The organism is Pseudomonas sp. R11-23-07 (assembly GCF_003852295.1).
Lineage (GTDB): Bacteria > Pseudomonadota > Gammaproteobacteria > Pseudomonadales > Pseudomonadaceae > Aquipseudomonas.
On sequence record NZ_CP027761.1, the window covers coordinates 356551 to 374803 of the forward strand.

General features: G+C 59.7%; 18 protein-coding genes. 7 read left to right on the forward strand and 11 right to left on the reverse strand.

Annotation, left to right across the window (positions count from 1 at the left end):
• Positions 1–58: 58 nt before the first annotated feature.
• From C4J84_RS01460 to C4J84_RS01475, 4 genes are all read right to left on the reverse strand, one after another.
• Positions 59–541, reverse strand: a complete 483-nt coding sequence (locus tag C4J84_RS01460; RefSeq protein WP_124428395.1) for a hypothetical protein — start codon at positions 539–541, stop codon at positions 59–61.
• A gap of 273 nt (positions 542–814) precedes the next feature.
• On the reverse strand, positions 815–1135 hold the full coding sequence (locus C4J84_RS01465) for a hypothetical protein (protein WP_164485224.1): 321 nt from the start codon (positions 1133–1135) through the stop codon (positions 815–817).
• Positions 1136–1436: 301 nt separating this feature from the next.
• The gene (locus tag C4J84_RS01470) at positions 1437–2036 is read right to left on the reverse strand and encodes a putative adenosine monophosphate-protein transferase Fic (protein WP_124402735.1); all 600 of its coding nucleotides are present in this window, start codon (positions 2034–2036) and stop codon (positions 1437–1439) included.
• A complete protein-coding gene (locus C4J84_RS01475; RefSeq protein ID WP_124402736.1) occupies positions 2036–2206 on the reverse strand; it encodes a YhfG family protein in 171 nt (56 codons plus the stop codon). Before C4J84_RS01475 ends, C4J84_RS01470 begins: the two co-directional genes overlap by 1 nt.
• A gap of 175 nt (positions 2207–2381) precedes the next feature.
• Between C4J84_RS01475 and C4J84_RS01480 the strand changes: the two genes are divergently transcribed.
• The 3 genes from C4J84_RS01480 to C4J84_RS01490 all read left to right on the forward strand — a co-directional run bounded on the left by C4J84_RS01480 (position 2382) and on the right by C4J84_RS01490 (position 6221).
• Positions 2382–3557: a tetratricopeptide repeat protein gene (locus C4J84_RS01480; protein ID WP_124434810.1), complete on the forward strand. Its 1176-nt coding sequence runs from the start codon at positions 2382–2384 to the stop codon at positions 3555–3557.
• Positions 3558–3828: 271 nt separating this feature from the next.
• Positions 3829–5766: an ATP-dependent DNA helicase RecQ gene (locus C4J84_RS01485; RefSeq protein WP_124434811.1), complete on the forward strand. Its 1938-nt coding sequence runs from the start codon at positions 3829–3831 to the stop codon at positions 5764–5766.
• 23 nt (positions 5767–5789) lie between these two features.
• Positions 5790–6221, forward strand: a complete 432-nt coding sequence (locus tag C4J84_RS01490) for a thioesterase family protein (protein ID WP_124428398.1) — start codon at positions 5790–5792, stop codon at positions 6219–6221.
• Between the two features lie 80 nt (positions 6222–6301).
• Here C4J84_RS01490 and C4J84_RS01495 read toward each other — a convergent pair whose 3' ends face one another.
• The 3 genes from C4J84_RS01495 to fdhD all read right to left on the reverse strand — a co-directional run bounded on the left by C4J84_RS01495 (position 6302) and on the right by fdhD (position 10259).
• Positions 6302–6781, reverse strand: coding sequence for a glycine zipper domain-containing protein (locus C4J84_RS01495; RefSeq protein ID WP_124369222.1), 480 nt, complete (start codon positions 6779–6781; stop codon positions 6302–6304).
• A 293-nt stretch (positions 6782–7074) separates the two neighbouring features.
• Positions 7075–9423, reverse strand: a complete 2349-nt coding sequence (locus tag C4J84_RS01500; protein ID WP_124434812.1) for an FdhF/YdeP family oxidoreductase — start codon at positions 9421–9423, stop codon at positions 7075–7077.
• Between the two features lie 5 nt (positions 9424–9428).
• Positions 9429–10259: a formate dehydrogenase accessory sulfurtransferase FdhD gene (gene fdhD, locus C4J84_RS01505; RefSeq protein ID WP_124434813.1), complete on the reverse strand. Its 831-nt coding sequence runs from the start codon at positions 10257–10259 to the stop codon at positions 9429–9431.
• Between the two features lie 211 nt (positions 10260–10470).
• Here fdhD and lysM point away from each other — a divergent pair, with 211 nt between their 5' ends.
• Positions 10471–10911, forward strand: coding sequence for a peptidoglycan-binding protein LysM (lysM, locus tag C4J84_RS01510; protein WP_003187704.1), 441 nt, complete (start codon positions 10471–10473; stop codon positions 10909–10911).
• A gap of 109 nt (positions 10912–11020) precedes the next feature.
• Here lysM and yrfG read toward each other — a convergent pair whose 3' ends face one another.
• A complete protein-coding gene (yrfG, locus tag C4J84_RS01515) occupies positions 11021–11683 on the reverse strand; it encodes a GMP/IMP nucleotidase (RefSeq protein WP_124434814.1) in 663 nt (220 codons plus the stop codon).
• Between the two features lie 87 nt (positions 11684–11770).
• Between yrfG and nudE the strand changes: the two genes are divergently transcribed.
• The 3 genes from nudE (at position 11771) to C4J84_RS01530 (ending at position 14440) form a co-directional block, all read left to right on the forward strand.
• Positions 11771–12337 (forward strand): ADP compounds hydrolase NudE, encoded by a 567-nt coding sequence (gene nudE, locus C4J84_RS01520; RefSeq protein WP_124360813.1) that lies wholly within the window; start codon positions 11771–11773, stop codon positions 12335–12337.
• On the forward strand, positions 12334–13170 hold the full coding sequence (gene cysQ, locus C4J84_RS01525; RefSeq protein WP_124369226.1) for a 3'(2'),5'-bisphosphate nucleotidase CysQ: 837 nt from the start codon (positions 12334–12336) through the stop codon (positions 13168–13170). The genes nudE and cysQ overlap by 4 nt, the downstream gene beginning before the upstream one ends.
• 121 nt (positions 13171–13291) lie before the next feature.
• Complete coding sequence (locus C4J84_RS01530; protein ID WP_124429758.1) at positions 13292–14440, forward strand: DDE-type integrase/transposase/recombinase; 1149 nt, start codon at positions 13292–13294, stop codon at positions 14438–14440.
• Positions 14441–14560: 120 nt separating this feature from the next.
• On the opposite strand, the gene C4J84_RS01535 is transcribed toward C4J84_RS01530, so the two are convergent.
• Genes C4J84_RS01535 through C4J84_RS01545 form a run of 3 tightly spaced genes read right to left on the reverse strand, consistent with a single transcriptional unit; the run spans position 14561 to position 18233 of the window.
• Complete coding sequence (locus C4J84_RS01535) at positions 14561–15016, reverse strand: thioesterase domain-containing protein (RefSeq protein WP_124368926.1); 456 nt, start codon at positions 15014–15016, stop codon at positions 14561–14563.
• Between the two features lie 26 nt (positions 15017–15042).
• Positions 15043–16428 carry a sigma-54 dependent transcriptional regulator gene (locus tag C4J84_RS01540; protein ID WP_124369227.1) on the reverse strand — a complete coding sequence of 462 codons (1386 nt, stop codon included), beginning with the start codon at positions 16426–16428 and terminating at the stop codon, positions 15043–15045.
• Positions 16425–18233 (reverse strand): ATP-binding protein, encoded by a 1809-nt coding sequence (locus tag C4J84_RS01545; protein ID WP_124434815.1) that lies wholly within the window; start codon positions 18231–18233, stop codon positions 16425–16427. Before C4J84_RS01545 ends, C4J84_RS01540 begins: the two co-directional genes overlap by 4 nt.
• Positions 18234–18253 lie beyond the last annotated feature (20 nt).

Below are 18253 nucleotides of genomic sequence, written 5' to 3' on the forward strand. Positions count from 1 at the left end.
AGCGGCAAGTGCCAAGAGTAGGATCAGATTTATCCATTGGATGTACATGGTTATCGTATTAGCCACCCTGAAACTGTCGGACCATTGACGAGAGGGATCGCTGAGGGCCGATGCCTCCGTTGACCTGAGCGTCGATCCCTATAACGACGTCACCGGCGTAATAGCTACGAATGAGGCCTTTGATAGTCAAACCTACGGCCGCTCCTGCGGCGAGTCCTACTGCTGGCGATGCCAGGCTTATTGGCGCTGATACCGCGCCGCTGATTAATCCTGCGACGATTTCCCCGCGAATGTTGAGCAAGTCGGCATGTTGCCGGGTAATTGGCTTCGAGATGGCAATGGTGATTTTGCAAGGCAAATCACGGGCGAGCATTTTGTCGTATAAATATACGAGCCGCTGGCGCAGCTCATTTGCGGATGTGCCTGCTTCCAGTAGGCAGAGGTTTGCTAGTGCGTGCCGGTTGGCTGGTAAGGCTATAAGGCGAAGCACCGTGAAGGTGACGCCATAATGGCCGATGTATTGAGTCCTTTCGATGTTCACGGGTGTCCGCCGAGAAAGTTGAGACCGGGCTATTTTCATTCAGCTACGGGTAACTTCTGTAGAGGTTAGGCGGGTGTTTGGAGCAGTTTGGGAAGGGGATGTCACGGTGTTTGGAGGTTTCTTACAGCGGTTTCCGGCATTTGTAGCTTGGCAGCGACGCCATAGGTGAAACTGGTCAAATGTGGGAGTCGGACTTGCCCGCGTTGACGTTGGGTCAGGTGTGGAAATGTCGCCTGATGCTCCGCTATCGCAGGCAAGCCAGCTCCCACAGGGTTAGCTGTGTGGCTGGCCAGTTTGTGTTGGACTGTCGGCCGCCGGCTGTAGCTGCACGTGTTGCGCCGCTTCCAGCAAATCACATCCGTCCTGGACGAGCAGGTACAAGGCGTTGGTGATGTGGGAGATGTCTTTGAGGTCGGCGTGTTCGAAGGTCAGGCAGGAGAAGGTTTCCAGTAAGTCGGTGGCAGCGCGGATGCGTTGGTGGGCGGCGGACTGGATGTCTTCGGCTTTGGCTTGGGTGTCGATGAGAAGCGGATGGGTATCAGTGAAATTGGTGCGTAACTGACGATAGCGGATCATCGTTTCAGGTATTTGCATTTGAAGTTACTCAGTTTGCTGTTAGGTAACCGACATCACCGTGACCAAGCGGTGGGAGGCGGACTGTGCGCAGGTTGGTCAACCGGAAACAGCAATCCGGCACACCCGAAGGCGTCCTACACACAGCCGCCATAGCATTGCGTTACGAGACGATAGACGTCTGTAGAGCAAGTAATGGCACTTATGTGTGCTGTTTTTCGGGTGACCAAACCCGGCCGCTGATTTAGCAGCGACGGAACGAACCTTAGAAGTGAGTGTGTTCTTGGGCAATAAACGGATGGTTTAATCGTTCGTAGTTTTATCAGGTGCTGGCAGGTTTACTGATACACCGCTCAAAAATCGCCTCCAACCCCCGATAGTCACACGCCACCGCGTCAATATTTGCCGGTATCCACGCCGCATGTTTGACCAGCCACCAGTTCACCGAAAATCCCGCGTTCACGATGATCTGTTCAAACAAAATTCGCTGCGCCCGGCCATTGCCTTCGCGGAAAGGGTGGATAACGTTGAGATCGCCATAAGCCTCGGCGACTTTACTCGCCAACTCGGGTTGGTTCGCGCCGACAAACCAGTTTGCCTGCTCCATCTGCCGGATGATTTTCGCGGCTTCTGGCGGGATACGTTCCGGAGTGCAGAACAGCGTGTCGCCTTTCTGGAGGTTGACGCTGCGTAGCTCACCGGCCCAGTCGTAGATGTCGCCGAACAGGATGCGGTGGATATGTTGCAGGCGTTCGAGGTCGTAGGGCGGCGGAAAGAGTGGGAGGTTGCCTACGGCGATTTCGGATAGTTCACGCTCGGCTTGGTGCAAGCGGAGCTCGTCGAGCAAGTCGAGTCGGTTGCGCAGGACACTGCTACCGGGGTAGCAGTACGGGTCCTGGCCCACCCCGTACTTGTCGAGCATTAGCGTGGGGTGTTGCGGTACTTGGCAAGGACGGCTTCGCGTGTCGGCAGCGGCTTGTCGACGTCGGTCGGTTGGGTGTCGAACCCTTCCAGGCGCAGGCTGGCCAGGTAATTGGAACGGCGGATCTTATGATAGTGATCCTGTTTTTGCTCAAACGTCAGTTCGCTCATTGCAGCGTACTCCTAGTTAGCAAGGCTTTGATTGTAGCGCAATGCATCAGGGGGCAGGCAGGATAAAAACCACGTCACACTCTATACAAAAAACCCGCCAAAAATCTGAATTCAGCGTATGTTTCACCGCAAAATCTTGTAGGGCAATTCCGCCCACTACTTAAAGGGAATTAGCATGGGTTTGCTTCGTGTCGCTTCGGCGATGTCATTGTTTGCGGTGGCTTTCTCGATCCAGGCCGAGCAGTTGCCGATCGAGGTGCTGAGTGCGGTGGTCAAGGACCAGAAAATCGCCGACGCCGAGGTGCTGCTGCAACGCAACGGTGCGCAGAACGTGGTGGGCCGCACCAACGCTCAAGGGCAGGTGACGCTGACCAGCGAGGCGGCTGACGACGCCAGCAACCTATTGATCATCAAAAAACCGGGCTATTCCAACCTGGTGGTGAAATGCCCGTGCAAGGGCATGACCTACGCTATCAGCCCTGTGATGGAAAACCTCGATGGCTTGCGCGTGGTGCTGAGCTGGGGCCAGACGCCGGACGATCTCGACTCCCATATGATCTTCCCCGGCAACAATATCTACTTCGAGAACAAGACCGGCACCGACGCCGAGCTGGACGTGGATGACACCGACAGCTACGGCCCGGAGACCATCACCCTGCAGAAAAAACACTACGGTGAAAGCTACGTTTACGCTGTGCATGACTACAGCAACGGCGGCAATCCAGGCTCGCGTCAGTTGTCCAACAGTGAAGCCAAAGTATTCGTGTACATGGGCCAATCGCTGGTGCGCACCTACTACGTGCCGAAAAACCGCAGCGGTAACCTGTGGACCGTGTTCCGCATGACCGGCAGTGGCGATTTCCAGGACATCAACACCTTCAGCGGCGTGACCGTGAATGCCGCCAATGTACTCAACGAAGTCAAACCATTGCTGGACGACAGCGTTGCCGTTACCGCAGTAGCCGTCAGCTCTTCCGCACAGACTGATGCGAAGCGTCTGAATGTGCAGGGTGAAGCAGCCTACCAGGCGGGTAATCTGGACCAGGCGATTGACCTGTTCCGCCAGGCCATTGATCTGGATAACGGCTTCGGTAAAGCCTATGGCAACCTCGGTCTGGCGTATCAGAAGGCTGGCAACACCGCCGAGTCGATCTGGGCCAACCGCAAGGCTATCGCCCTGGCGACGGGGGCCAATGCGGCAACCGTACGCGCGGGTGCCTACTACAACATTGCGCGAATCTACGAAGCGGCGGGCCAGTTTCCGGATGCGCTGCGTCACTACCAGTTGGCCAAGGAGCAGAAGGCCAATCCGGTGTACGACACGGCGATTGAGCGGGTGCGGAACCGCTGATTAAGCCTGCGCGCGGTTCTGAAAAATGTGGGAGGGGGCTTGCTCCCGATTGCGGTGGGTCAGTCAGTACATCTGTCACTGATACATCGCATCGGGGGCAAGCCCCCTCCCACATTTGTTTTTGGTGTTCCTACCGTCGTATTTGGCCCAAGGCCATTGCTGCACCCTGTGTATCATCCTGTCTCTTTTTTCCATGCGACCTTTCTCGATCCGCTGAACTTAATGGGCTACGTTTTTAAGCCACGTTCAACGGTCAATGGAGTGACAGCCTATGCACGACACCCTCCAGCAGGTCTTTGGTTATCCACAGTTTCGTTTGGGCCAGCAAGAGACGGTCAGCGCCGTGCTGGCCGGTCGTTCGGCGGCCGCTATTTTCCCCACCGGGTCGGGCAAGTCCCTGTGTTATCAACTGTCAGCCGTATTGCTGCCACACCTGACGCTGGTGGTGTCGCCGTTGTTGGCATTGATGCAGGACCAGTTGGGTTTCCTGCGGCGTCACGGCATTTCAGCGGGCAGCATCGACTCGGCGCAAAGCCGCGAGGACGCCAATGACGTGATGGCTCGCGCACGTTCAGGCGAATTGAAGATCCTGATGATTTCCGTGGAACGCTTGAAAAATGAGCGTTTCCGCAACTTCCTGCAAAGTGTGCAGCTCTCGCTGCTGGTGGTGGATGAGGCGCATTGCATTTCCGAATGGGGCCACAACTTCCGTCCGGACTATCTGAAGCTTCCCGACTACCAGCGCCAGTTCAAGATCCCACAAGCGCTGCTGCTGACGGCTACGGCCACGCCCAAGGTGATTGCCGATATGCAGGCCAAGTTCGCCATTGCGCCGCAGGATGTGATTACCACGGGCTTTTACCGGCCCAACCTCAACTTGTTGGTAGAACCGGTGAGCGGCGCGGACAAACGCCGGCGTCTCGTGCAATGGATGAGCGAGCGGGCCAATCAGCCGAGCATCGTCTACGTCACCCTGCAAAAAACCGCCGAGCAGATCGCCGAGCACCTGAACCGTAACGGCATCCAGGCCGAGGCGTATCACGCCGGTTTGCCCCACGACAAACGCGAGGGCATCCAGCAGCGTTTCATGGGCGGGCGCTCCAATTGCATCGTCGCCACCATCGCGTTTGGCATGGGCATCGACAAGAGTGATATCCGCAATGTGGTGCACTTCGACCTGCCCAAATCCATCGAAAACTACAGCCAGGAAATCGGCCGCGCCGGGCGCGATGGCCAGCCTTCGGACTGCCTGGTGCTGGCCAATCGCGACAGCCTCAATGTGCTGGAAAACTTCGTGTACGGTGATACGCCGGAGCAGGAAGGTATCCGCCGGGTGCTGGAAGAGGTGCAGGCCGCGCGAGACGAGGGCCAATGGGAGTTTTTACTCAGGTCTTTATCGGACCACAGTAACATTCGCGAGCTGCCGTTGAAGACGCTGCTGGTGCAGTTGGAGCTCAAGGGCGTGATCGCACCGCGCTACGCGTTTTATGCCGAGTACCGTTTCAAGTACCTGATCGAACCCGATGCCTTGCTGGCGCGATTTTCCGGGGAGCGGCAACAGTTTGTCGCGGCGATCATCCAGGTGTGCAAGCGCGCGAAAACCTGGGCGACCGTGGATTTCGACGCGCTCTACCAGCAGCACAACGCCGAGCGCAGTCGTGTGGTGAAAGCGTTGGATTACTTCCAGGAACAGGGCCTGATCGAATTGGAAAGCAAGCAGATGACCGAGGTCTACAGCTTGCTGAACACCGATTTCGACCCACAGGTCCTGAGCGCCGAGTTATACACAGGCTTCAAGCAGCACGAGGTGACAGAAGTGGCGCGGATTCACGCCATGCTTGATCTGTTCGCCACCGAGCAGTGCCTGGGGCAACGCCTGGCGCGCTATTTTGGCGACGAAAATGTACCTGAGCGTTGCGGGCATTGCTCGGTGTGCCACGGGCACGTCGCCCATCTACCGCCGCCGCCGCGCCTGCCGCCGCTTGTGGATAAAAACTTTATGGGGCTGTGCGGTGATTTTATCCACAGGCATCATGAGCACACCGGCCAATTGCCGGGTGCGGAACGGTTGACGCGCTTTCTGGGTGGGATCAGCGTGCCGTTGTTCACCAAGTTGAAGGCGCGGGGTATTCCCGGGTTCGCTGCGCTGGAGGACTACCCCTACGCCGAGGTTCGTGAGTGGGCCGAAGCCCATTTGAATGACCTGTAAACTCCTTCTAACCAGAGGTGCCCATGCCTGACTCAGTGCCCCAACGTGCCGATTACGCACACTTCCAGCCGATCATTACGCGCTGGCACGATAATGACGTGTATGGCCATGTGAATAACGTCACCTACTACAGCTTTTTCGACACTGCGGTGAATACCTACCTGATCGAACAGGGCGAGTTGGATATTCATGACGGGGAAGTGGTCGGGTTTGTAGTCAGTTCGGCGTGCGATTACTTTGCGTCGATCGCTTTCCCAGAGCGCATTGATATCGGCCTGCGAGTGGGCAAGTTGGGCAATAGCTCAGTGCAATACGAGTTGGCGGTATTCAAGGCAGGCGAGCAGGAAGCCTGTGCGGCGGGGCGTTTTGTGCATGTGTTTGTCGATCGGGGCACGAACCAGCCGGTGACGATTCCGGGGAGGTTGCGCGAGGCGTTACAGCGGTTGGTAGCCTGACTCGGTCCCGCAAACACCGCTGAACCAAATGTGGGAGGGGCTTGCCCCCTCCCACATTGATTTGCAGTGTTCTTTAAAGCCTAGCGGTGACGGTAGTGATGTTTGTTCTTGCGATGCCCATAGGCATGTCCGCGGCCAGGGTGGCCATCGCGGTAGTAGCGACGGTCGTCGCGGCCACGGTAACGACGGTCATCGTCATCGCTCTTGTTGCCCATGTAGTTGCCCAGCGCGCCACCTGCGCCACCACCGGCGGCTGAACCGATCAGTGCGCCGGTGCTGCCGCCGACACTGCGGCCTACCACGTTGCCGCCGGCGGCGCCCAGTGCGCCGCCAATGGCTGCTTCGCCACGGCTGCGCTTGTCGGCGCCGACTGCGCTACCGCCCGCGCCACCCAGCGCTGCGCCGATGGTCGAACCGGTGTTGCCGCCCAACTGCTGGCCGACAACCGAGCCTAAAACCCCGCCCAATGCGCCGCCCACACCGGCTTCGGTGGTGCCACCGGCCATGGCTGCGCCACTGACCAGGCCAAGGGACAACAAGAGAATCGAGGAGAACTTCATTCAGGGAAACCTCAAGGGGATGACGGCGCGATCCTGAGGTTGTATCGAGTCGCTGACAATCGAAATCCGACCGGCGGCAGCAGTTGTATACAATTTGCTAAGTTACTGTTTTGTATAGGGAACTTAAGTTGTTTTTACGAGTCTTTAGCTACTTGGGAAAGGCCGCTTTTATATAAAAAGCGGCCTTTTTTTGTGCCTGCAGAATGTGTGGTGATCGTGCGGGCCTCTTCGCGGGCAAGCCCGCTCCCACATTTGAAATGCATCTCAAATATGGGAGCCAACAAAGACATAAATCAGGCCGAGCGCGCCATGATCAACCCATTATCGCTCGCCGCCTCCAAACGAATCGCCACAAACTTCGACGTCGGCGTATGGCTACCGTCGCCCGTGCTTTCCAATGGCACCAGAGGGTTAACTTCCGGATAGTAAGCAGCGGCCTGCCCGGCCGGAATATCGAACGCCAGTAGGGTGAAGCCCTTGACGCGCCGCTCTCGGCCGTCTTCCCACAGCGAAATGATGTCCGCCTTCTGCCCCGGCTTGAAGCCCAGGCGGATGATGTCGGCTTCATTGACGAACAGCACATCCCGTTGCCCTTTGACCCCGCGATAACGGTCGTCCAGGCCATAGATAGTGGTGTTGTACTGATCGTGGGAACGCATCGACTGCATGATCAGGTCCGGCACACGCCCTGTGGCGTGGGTGCGTTCGTGAATCAGGTCTTTGGGCAGGACGTTCGGTCGGAAGTTGGCGCGGCCCGATGGGGTGTTCCAGCGGCGTGCGCCGGCGGAGTTGCCCAAGTAGAAACCGCCCGGGTTTTTGAGCTTCTCGTTGAAGTCCTTGAAGCCTGGAATGGTGTCGGCGATCAGGTCGCGAATGCGTCCGTAGTCAGCCACCAGCCAATTCCAATCTACCGGTTTGCTGCCCAGGGTCGCGGCGGCAATGCCCGCCACAATCGCGGGCTCCGATTTCATCAGCTTCGACAGCGGCTGCAACTGGCCGTTGGAGTCGTGGACCATGCTGAACGAGTCTTCCACAGTCACCGCTTGCGGGCCCTCGGCCTGGATATCGATGTCGGTACGGCCCAGGCATGGCAGGATCAGCGCGTCTTTGCCGTGCATCAGATGGCTGCGGTTGAGCTTGGTGCTGATCTGTACAGTCAGGTCGCAGTTACGCAACGCTTCGAACGTGCGGGTGCTGTCCGGCGTGGCCTGGGCGAAGTTGCCGCCAAGGCCGATAAACACCTTGGCGCGGCCTTCAAGCATCGCGTGGATGGCTTCGACCACGTTGTGGCCATTGGTGCGCGGCACCTGGAACTGGAAGCGGCGCTCCAGTGAGTCGAGGAATGCCACCGGTGGGCGTTCGTTGATGCCCATGGTGCGGTCGCCCTGCACGTTGCTGTGACCGCGCACCGGGCACAGGCCGGCACCTGGGCGGCCGATATTGCCGCGCAGTAACATCAGGTTGGCGATTTCCTGGATGGTCGGTACCGAGTGACGGTGTTGGGTGATGCCCATCGCCCAGCACATGATCACGTTCTTGCCTTTGGCATACATGCGCGCGGCTTGCTCGATCTCCACCAGCGTCAGGCCGGACTGCTCGACGATTTCCTCCCACGAGGTGTCGTCGATCTGGCCCAGATAGTCCAGCACGTTGATGGTGTGTTCGTTGAGGAAGTCGTGATCGAACACTGCTTCCTTGCCTTCGGCCAAGGCTTGACGCTCCCACAGCAGCAGGAACTTGGCCATGCCGCGCAAGATGGCCATGTCGCCGCCCAGCGCCGGGCGGAAGTAGGCGGTGTTGGTTGGCTTGTCGCCGTTGGTGAGCATTTCCAGCGGATGTTGCGGGTGCTGGAAGCGTTCCAGGCCACGTTCTTTCAGGGGGTTGATACACACCACCTGAGCGCCGCGTTTCACCGCTTCGCGCAGCGGTTCGAGCATGCGCGGATGGTTGGTGCCGGGATTCTGGCCCCAGACGAAAATTGCGTCGGCATGTTCGAAGTCATCAAAGGTCACCGTGCCTTTGCCCACGCCCACACTCTGGGCCAGGGCGACGCCGCTGGCTTCGTGGCACATGTTCGAGCAATCCGGGAAATTGTTGGTGCCGTATGCGCGCACAAACAGCTGGTACAGGTAGGCGGCTTCGTTGCTGGCGCGGCCCGAGGTGTAGAACTCGGCCATGTCCGGGCAGGGCAGGGCATTGAGGTGCTTGCCGACCAGGTCGAACGCGGCGTCCCAGCTGATGGGCTGGTAGCGATCGGTCGCGGCGTCGTAGCGCATAGGCTCGGTGAGACGGCCTTGGTACTCCAGCCAGTAATCGCTTTGTTCCAGCAGCGCGGTCACGCTGTGTTTGGCGAAGAACGCGGCATCCACGCGGCGCTTGGTGGCTTCCCAATTGACTGCCTTGGCGCCGTTTTCGCAGAACTTGACCATGCCACTTTCCGGCGAGTCGCCCCAGGCACAGCCCGGGCAGTCGAAACCGCCGTTCTGGTTGGTCTTGAGCATCATGCGCAGGTTTTTCAGTGCGTTGTCGCTGGTCAGCCAGGCGTGCGCCACGCTGATCAATGCACCCCAGCCGCCTGCCGGGCCTTTGTAGGGCTTGTAGCGTGGGGTTGGGGTTTGGTCGGCTTGGTGGTGAAGGCTCATGGCTGTTACTCCATCGCTGGGCTGTAGACCCGCGGCGCGCTTTTCTGCGGCAGGTGGATGAGATTGAGGTTATGCCGACGCGCCCATTGCAGGGCAAGGCCGGTGGGCGACGACAGGCTGACCAGGGTCTGGATGCCCGCGCGCAGGACTTTCTGGATCAATTCGAGGCTGCAGCGGCTGGTGACAATTGCCAGGCCACCGTCGGTCGGAATCTGTTGGCGGATCAGTGCGCCAATCAATTTATCCAGGGCGTTATGCCGGCCGATGTCTTCGCGGCCCATCAGCAATTCGCCCTGGTTGTTCATAAATATGGCTGCGTGCACCGCGCCGCTGTGTTGGCCCAAGGGCTGGAAGGCACTGATGCGCTGGCGCAGGCCATCGAGCCAGGCGGCGGGTGGCAAGGGTGCACCGGGCAGCACCTGCAGGTCGGGCAAAGCCTGCTCCACGGCTTCGACGCCGCACAGCCCGCAGCCGCTGGTGCCCGCTAATTGGCGGCGCTGCTGCTTGAGGTTCCAGAACGCCCGGCTGGAAATCTGTACCTGAGCATACTGTGCAGAGCCCGAGCCGCTGAGCTTCAGGTCATAGATGTCGCTGACGTCGGTGATAATGCCGCTGCCAAGGCTGAAGCCGACAATGAAGTCTTCCAGGTCGGTCGGCGTCACCAGCATGACGGCCTGGCTGATGTCGTTATAGGCAATCGCCAACGCCACCTCTTCGGCCAGTGCAGTACTGCCGACGTCTGTGAGTTCGAGATTGCTGTACTCATAGCTCTGGCTGGCGGCGGGCGCGGGCGTTTCAAGGGCGGGCGCCGCGCAGGTTGGGCGCTTGGCGTTCATGAGGCAATTACCACCGACGGATTGGTCAGTGTTCAGACTAGGCGCGACAAAGGGTCGCGTCTAATTGCCAGTATTGATGTAGTGATAGACGGCGTCGATCAAGGCTCGGTTTTGCGCGGTCGTCTGCTCGCCGTCGAAGGCTCTGGAACCCAAAACCCTGGGACTGGTCTAGTCTTGGACATCAGGAACTTAAACCCAAGGAGAGCGCACTATGAGTATTTTCAGCTTTATCAAAGAAGCCGGCGAAAAGATCGTCGACCTGTTGACGCCGGGTAATGCTAATGCGAGTGAGCAGTTGAAGGAGCATGTGAGCAAGGTGGGCCTGGGTAATCCAAACGTGCAAACCACCGTGGATGGCGACAAGGTCACCGTGACCGGTGAAGTGGCTACCCAGGAAGAGAAAGAGAAAATCCTGCTGGCACTGGGCAACATCGCCGGCGTGGCGAGCGTGGATGATCAGATCACCGTCACGGGCCCTGCGGTTACCGCTGCGCGTTTCGTCGTGGTGAAAAAGGGCGATACCCTCAGCGCGATTTCGCTGGCTGTGTACGGTAATGCCAACCAGTACAACAAGATTTTCGAGGCCAACAAGCCGCTGTTGTCGCACCCGGACAAAATCTACCCAGGCCAGACCCTGCGTATTCCTGAGTAATACGCACAACAACCCTGTGGGAGGGGGCTTGCCCCCGATGGCAGTGTGTCAGTCACTGGATGTGTTTCTGATATACCGCTATCGGGAGCAAGCCCCCTCCCACATGGGTTCAGAGTCCGGCTATTAGGTCGCGGTAGTCCTCGACAGCCGCAAACTCTGCGGTGTCCTTCGGGCCCTTCTTGCTGTCGGGCTCTTTGACTGCCAGCAAATACCCCACACCGAACTCCCTGGCGCTGCGCAGGATCGGCAGGGTGTCGTCGATAAACAGGCTACGGGCCGGGTCGAACTGGATATCAGCGTGCAGCGCTTCCCAGAACTGCTGGTTTTCCTTGGGAAAACCGTAATCGTGGGAGCTGATCAGTTGCTCGAAGTACGGCGCCAGCTCAATGCGCTCCAACTTCAATGACAACGAATCGCGGTGAGCATTGGTGATCAGAATCACGCGTTTGCCGGCCTGTTTGATCGCCGCCAGAAATGTATCGGCGTCCGGGCGCAGGGCGATCAGGTGGGCGGTTTCAAGCTTGAGTTCGCGCACTGGGATCTTCAGTTCGGCGCTCCAGAAATCCAGGCAATACCATTGCAACTGTCCGGCGTTACGCTCGAACAGGGGCTGCAGTTCCATTTCGGCCATGGCCCGGCTTACACCGTGCAGTTCGGCATAACGCTGGGGCAGGTGCTCCATCCAGAAATGGTTGTCGTAGTGCAAGTCGAGCAAGGTGCCGTCCATGTCCAGCAGGACGGTGTCGATGGCGTGCCAGGGCAAAGAGGGCATGGGGCGTTCTCATGTAAGTAAAGATATCCGACACAGACAATCGGAAAAGCCACGGTATAGTAACCCGATCACGCCAAGGAGCCGTTCATGCGCCAGAAACCCACTGTCCTCGCCCGCGAAATAGTCGCCAGTAGCCGTTTGTTCCGCGTGGAGGAAGTGCAATTGCGCTTTTCCAATGGCGTTGAACGGACCTACGAACGCCTGGTGGGCCGTGGTGCCGGTTACGGCGCAGTGATGATCGTCGCGATGATCGACGAAGACCATGCCTTGCTGGTGGAAGAGTACTGCGGTGGCACCGACGAGTATGAGTTGTCCTTGCCTAAAGGCTTGATCGAGCCCGGCGAGGATGTGCTGGCGGCGGCTGACCGCGAACTCAAGGAAGAAGCCGGCTATGGCGCACGCCAGTTGGAACACATCACTGAGCTTTCGCTGTCACCTGGCTACATGAGCCAGAAAATCCAGGTGGTGCTGGCCACCGAGCTTTATGAAGAGCGCTTGGAAGGCGATGAGCCCGAGCCCATGCGCGTGGAGCGGGTCAACCTGCGTGAGCTGTCGGCACTGGCGCAAAACGAGCAGTTCAGTGAGGGCCGGGCACTTGCCGCGCTGTACCTGGTGCGAGACCTGCTGACCCAGCGTGGAGTGTTTACCTTATGAGCGAACTGTTTCTGGGCCACCCCTTTATCGCCCCCGTCATCGAACTGGCTCGCCAGGCAGGTGAAGCCATCCTGCCGTACTGGCGTGCCGACGTCGCGGTTACCTCCAAAGCGGATGATTCGCCGGTGACGGCCGCCGACCTGGCTGCGCACCATCTGATTCTCGCTGGCCTGACTGCGCTGGACCCAAGCATTCCGGTGCTGTCCGAAGAAGACGCCGATATCGACCAGAGCGTGCGCGCCGGTTGGCAGCGTTGGTGGCTGGTGGACCCGTTGGATGGGACCAAGGAATTCATTGGTGGCAGTGAAGAATTCACCGTCAATATCGCCTTGATCGAACAAGGCCGCGTGGTGTTCGGCGTGGTGTCTATGCCCACCAGTGGTCGTTGCTACTTCGGCGGCGCGGGCCTGGGGGCTTGGCGTTCGGATGTGAATGCCGCGCCCAGGCAGATCCAGGTGCGCCAGGCTCCGGCCGCGGGTGAAGCCTTTACCGTGGTTGCCAGCCGCCGTCATACCAGCCCGGAGCAGGAGCGTTTGCTGGAGGGGCTGAGCCAAGGCTTGGGGGAGCTGAAACTGGCGAATATCGGCAGTTCCTTGAAGTTCTGCCTGTTGGCCGAGGGCAGTGCCGACTGTTATCCGCGCCTGGCGCCGACCTCGCAGTGGGACACTGCGGCGGCGCAAGGCGTGCTGGAAGGGGCGGGGGGCGAGGTGCTGGAGCTGAATGGCAAACCGTTCAGCTACCCGGCGCGGGAATCGTTGTTGAACCCGTTCTTCCTGGCGTTGCCGGCCAAGGCGGCGTGGCGTGAGCGCCTGTTGACCCTGGCCAGATCCTGAAGCCGCAACAGATCAAACTGTGGGAGGGGGCTTGCTCCGGTACAAACCGGGGACATCGTTTACATTTCTAACCGGGGACATGGTTTACAGGTTAATACGCATGATCAGGAGGTAACTGATCATGCCCTGGAACCAAGAGTCTCCGATGAATCAACGAATCAGACTGGTCGCTGACTGGCTTTCTGGTAACTACACCAAAAGCCAGCTGGCGCGCCGCTTTAACGTAAGTCGGCCTACCGTCGACAAATGGATCGGCCGGCACAATGGCGATTTAAAGTCTTTAGCCGAACTGTCCCGACGCCCTCACAACAGCCCCAATAAAACCGACGATGAAATCCTGGCCCGTGTGGTGGCGATGAAGGAGGCGCACGATAAATGGGGTCCGAAGAAGCTTCTCGAGCTATTGCGACTTGAAGATCCCTCCATCGCCTGGCCTTCCCCAAGTACAGCAGGCCAATGGCTTGATCGACTTGGGCTCGTCCAAAAGCGGCGCTTCAAGCGCAGACACGGTACTTCCCCTGTAGCAATGCGCGAGGCCAACGAACCTAACCAGACATGGTGCGCCGACTACAAAGGGCAATTCAAAATGCATAACGCGCAGATGTGCTTCCCTTTGACCATCACAGACCACGCGTCCCGGATGATTTTGGCGTGCAGGGCTCATTCAAAGATCAAGACTGAACCTGTTAAACACGCCTTTGAGAGACTGTTTGAAGAGTACGGCATGCCCGAAGTTATTCGGTCGGACAACGGTGTTCCGTTTGCCTCTCCTGGCCTGGCAAGAATGTCCACGCTGGCAGTTTGGTGGATACGTCTGGGCATCTATCCGGAGCGCACCATGCCAGGAAGACCGGCCCAAAATGGTCGCCATGAGCGGATGCACCGTAGCTTGAAACTGGAGCTGCCCTTAGGAGAAAACTTAATCGAGCAGCAGCTTTTGCTGGAGCATTTCAGGCATGAGTTCAATTACGTGCGCCCTCATGAAGCGCTCGGCATGAAGCGTCCAGGGGACGTGTATGTGCCGTCTACCCGGATTTACCCAGGATGCTTGCCGGATGTGGAGTATCCGTCCGAAATGAAGGTTCGAAGCGTCAGACAGGACGGGTCGATCAAGTGGAACGGCAAGTTGGTATTTATCAGCGAGGCATTGTCTGGGGAACGGATAGGACTCAGAGAAGCTGAAGATGATGTTTGGGATCTGTACCTATGTGATTATCCCTTGGGGAGATTTGGACGCGGTATGACCCGCGTCCAGGCCTCAAATGTGTAAACGATGTCCCCGGTTTCAGTTGTAAACGATGTCTACGGTTCTACATCCCGATAATGGAGTGTCAGTCACTGAATGTGCTGCTGATACACCGCTATCGGGAGCAAGCCCCCTCCCACATTTTTAACGGTGCAGGACGTACTGGCCAGTAAACGACACGGCCTGCTCTGCGCTGCCCTCATTCACAATCCAAGTCTCCAGCGTCAACCGCGCTCGCCCATAGCGCTTGTACGTTGCGACAAAGCGCTTCCACACTTTCTCCTCCGGCGCTGCGCAAATCACCGTCGCATCCTGCGTCACCGGCAGCGGATAGCTGATCTGCCCTTCCTGAATCACGATGTGCCCGTCTTCGATGCCCTCTTCGCGCAGTCTCAGGTGCAACCAACCCCACCCCGCCAGCACGGCGCCGCAGTAGAGGCTGCCGCCAAACATGGTGCTCTTGTGGTTGATATTGGCCTGCAAGGGTAAATGCAGTTGCAGTTGGCCGTGTTGCCAGTCGAGCACCTTGAGGCCCATTTCCCGGGTGAGGGGGATGTCGTGATGGAGGATGGATTCCAGGTAACGGCTGTCGCGGCTCATGGCGGTCTCTTGGCGGGTGGGCAGGGTCATTCGTCGTCTGCGCTGTGGCTGGCGCTGTCGGCGAAGTTCAGGCCATGCTTGCGCAGTTTGTCGTGCAGGGTTTTACGGGGCACGCCGAGGGCTTCGGCGAGGCTGCGCATGGAGCTGTGGGGGCGGGTCAGTTCGGCGGCGATCAGGCTTTTTTCGAATTGTTCGACTTGCTCGCTCAAGCCGCCGGGCGTGGAGGTCAGTGTGCTGGCGGAGGGATTGTCCTGCGTACTGTCCAAGGCCAGTTCAAGGCCCAGGGCAAAGCGTTCGGCGGCGTTTTGCAGCTCGCGTACGTTACCTGGCCAACTGTGGCGCAACAGCAGCGCGCGCTGGCCCGGTTGCAGCTCATGCAAGGGCAGGCCGTGGCGGCTGCTGGCTTCGTCGGCGAAGTGCTGGAACAGCATCAGCGCATCTTCACCACGCTCGCGCAGTGGCGGAATGCGCAGCGGCGCGACATTCAGGCGGTAATACAAGTCGGCCCGGAAGCGGCCCTGGTCGGCCGCCTGGCGTAGGTCTTCCTTGGTGGCGGCGATGATGCGGATATCCAGTGCAATCAACTGGTTGCCGCCCAGCCGCTCCACGACGCGCTCCTGCAGCAGGCGCAACAGCTTGACCTGTACATCCAGGCTCATGCTTTCGATTTCATCGAGGAACAGCGTGCCGCCATTGGCGAATTCGAACTTGCCGATGCGGCGCTTCTGCGCGCCGGTAAACGCGCCCGGTTCATGGCCGAACAGCTCGCTTTCCACCACCGATTCGGCCAGGGCCCCGGCGTTGATCGCCACGAACGGACCGCTGCGGCGGCTCGACAGATCGTGCAAGGCGCGGGCGACTACTTCTTTGCCGGCGCCGGTTTCGCCAAGGATCAGCACATCGGCCTTGGTCGCCGCCAGTGCGCCGATTTGCTCGCGCAGGCGCAGCATCTGCGGCGAATGCCCCACCAGGCGCGTGCTCAGTTGCTGCCGATCGCTGAGGGCCAGGCGCAGACTGCGGTTGTCCAGCACCAGTCGGCGCAGGGCCAGTGCGCGGCGCACGCTGTCGAGCAAGGCGTCGCTGGCGAAGGGCTTTTCGAGGAAGTCATAGGCGCCGGCACGCATGGCCTGCACCGCCAGCGGCACGTCACCGTGGCCGGTGATCAGCAGCACGGGCAGGTCCGGGTCCTGGCCGTGCAGTTCGGCGAGCAGTTCCAGGCCGTCCATGCCGGGCATGCGGATATCGCTGACCACGACGCCCGACCAGTCCCGCGACAAGCGCGCGGTGAGGCCGCTGGCTTCGCCCAGGGGCAGCACTTTCAGCCCGGCCAGGTCCAGGGTCTGGCACAGCGCCTGACGCAAATGGGGATCGTCATCGATCAGCACCACCTGAATCTGGTTATCGATACTCATACACTGCGGTCCTCGGACGGTTGCAGACTGACGCCCGGCGAGCCGGCGCGCAATTTCAAGGTTAACAGCGCGCCGCCTTCCTTGTGGTTGGCGAACAGCAGCTCGCCGCCGAAGGCACGCATCAGGGTGTCACAGATGGCGAGGCCCAGGCCCAAGCCCTGGGTGCGCGTCTTGGTGGTGTAGAACGGCTCGCTGGCGCGGCCCAACGCCTCCATGCAAAAGCCCGGGCCGTTGTCGCGAATGTACAGGTTGACGCCCTGGTCAGTGGTTTGGGCGCTCAGCCACAGTTTGCGTGGCGGGCCTTTTTCGGTAAGGGCGTCCAGGGCATTGGCCAGCAGGTTGCCCAGCACCTGGCGCAGACGGGTTTCACCGGCTTGTACCCATAAGGTCGCTTCGGGTAAGTCGCGGATCAATTCCACTTCCATCGATCGCCGCCGTTTGGCCAGCAAGGCCAGGGCATCGTCCAGCGCGGGTTGCAATGCCACGCTTTCCGGCGCGTGACGGTCACGGCGGGCGAACGCGCGCAAGTGGGCGATGATCGAGGCCATGCGCCCGGTCAGTTCGCTGATCAACTTGAGGTTGCCGCGCGCATCGGCGGTGCGTTCATGGTCGAGCAGGATTTCCGCGTTTTCCGCGTAGCTGCGAATCGCTGCCAGGGGTTGATTCAGTTCATGGCTGATACTGGCCGACATGGTGCCCAGCGCCGAGAGTTTACCGGCCTGCACCAGGTCATCCTGGGCACGTACCAGTTCCTGCTGGGCGTGTTCGCGCTCCAGCACTTCCTGTTTCAGGCGCCGGTTCAGGCCTTCCAGGTCGCTGGTGCGCTCGGCCACGCGCATTTCCAGCTCGCGGCGCGCCTTGGCTTCGAAGGCGATACGCTCCAGGTAATGCCGGCGGCGCTGCATCATCAAGCCGAGCAGTAGCATCAGCACCAGCAAGGTCGCGCCGCCTACGGCCACCACGGTACGCACCGGGCGGTTGATCAAGGATTGGGGGGCGAGGATTTCCACGTTCCAGCCGGTCTCGGCGATGGCGGTGGATTGGCGCAGCCAGGCGCTGCTGCTGAGGTTCAGCGGCTGAGGATCACGGGTGGGATAAGGCTGAATGGCAATAATGGCCTGGCGCTCTGCGGCGGTCAGCGGCCGGGTGGCGCGGAACCGCCATTGCGGGCGCGAGGTGAGGATTACCACGCCGTTGTGGTCGGTCACCAGCAGTTGTTCCGGGGTGTTGCCCCACAAGCTTTCGGTGTGGTCCAGATCCACCTTGACCACCAGCACGCCGATGATCTTCTCATCATCGCGTACGGCGGCGGCGAAGAAGTAGCCGCGCTTGGCCGAGGTGGTGCCTAGCCCGAAAAAGCGCCCCAGGCGCCCGGCCATGGCTTCGCTGAAATAGGGGCGAAAGGAAAAGTTGCGCCCGACAAAGCTGTCTTGTTTGTCCCAGTTGGACGCGGCGAGAGTCTTGCCGGTGGTGTCCATCAGGTACATCACCTCCACCCCAGCCTGGGCGGCGACGTCCTTGAGCAGCGAGTTGGCGTTGACCAGGTTGGTGCTGACGTGGGGCGCATCCAGCGCGGTGCGCAGGGCCGGCAGATCACCGAGGATCTGCGGCAGCACTTCATAGCGGTGCAGGGTGCCCAACAGGTTGGCGACGTACAGGTCGAGGGTCTGACGGTTTTGCCCGGCCAGCTCGCTGCGGTAGTAGCGCTCGGCCAAGTGCTCCAGCGGCCAGAGCAGCGGCGCCAGGCACAACGCCAACAGGGCGAGGCTGCGCCAGCGGGGTCTTCGCGGAAGGGGTGGGGTCATGGGAATCGTGCGCCTGTGGG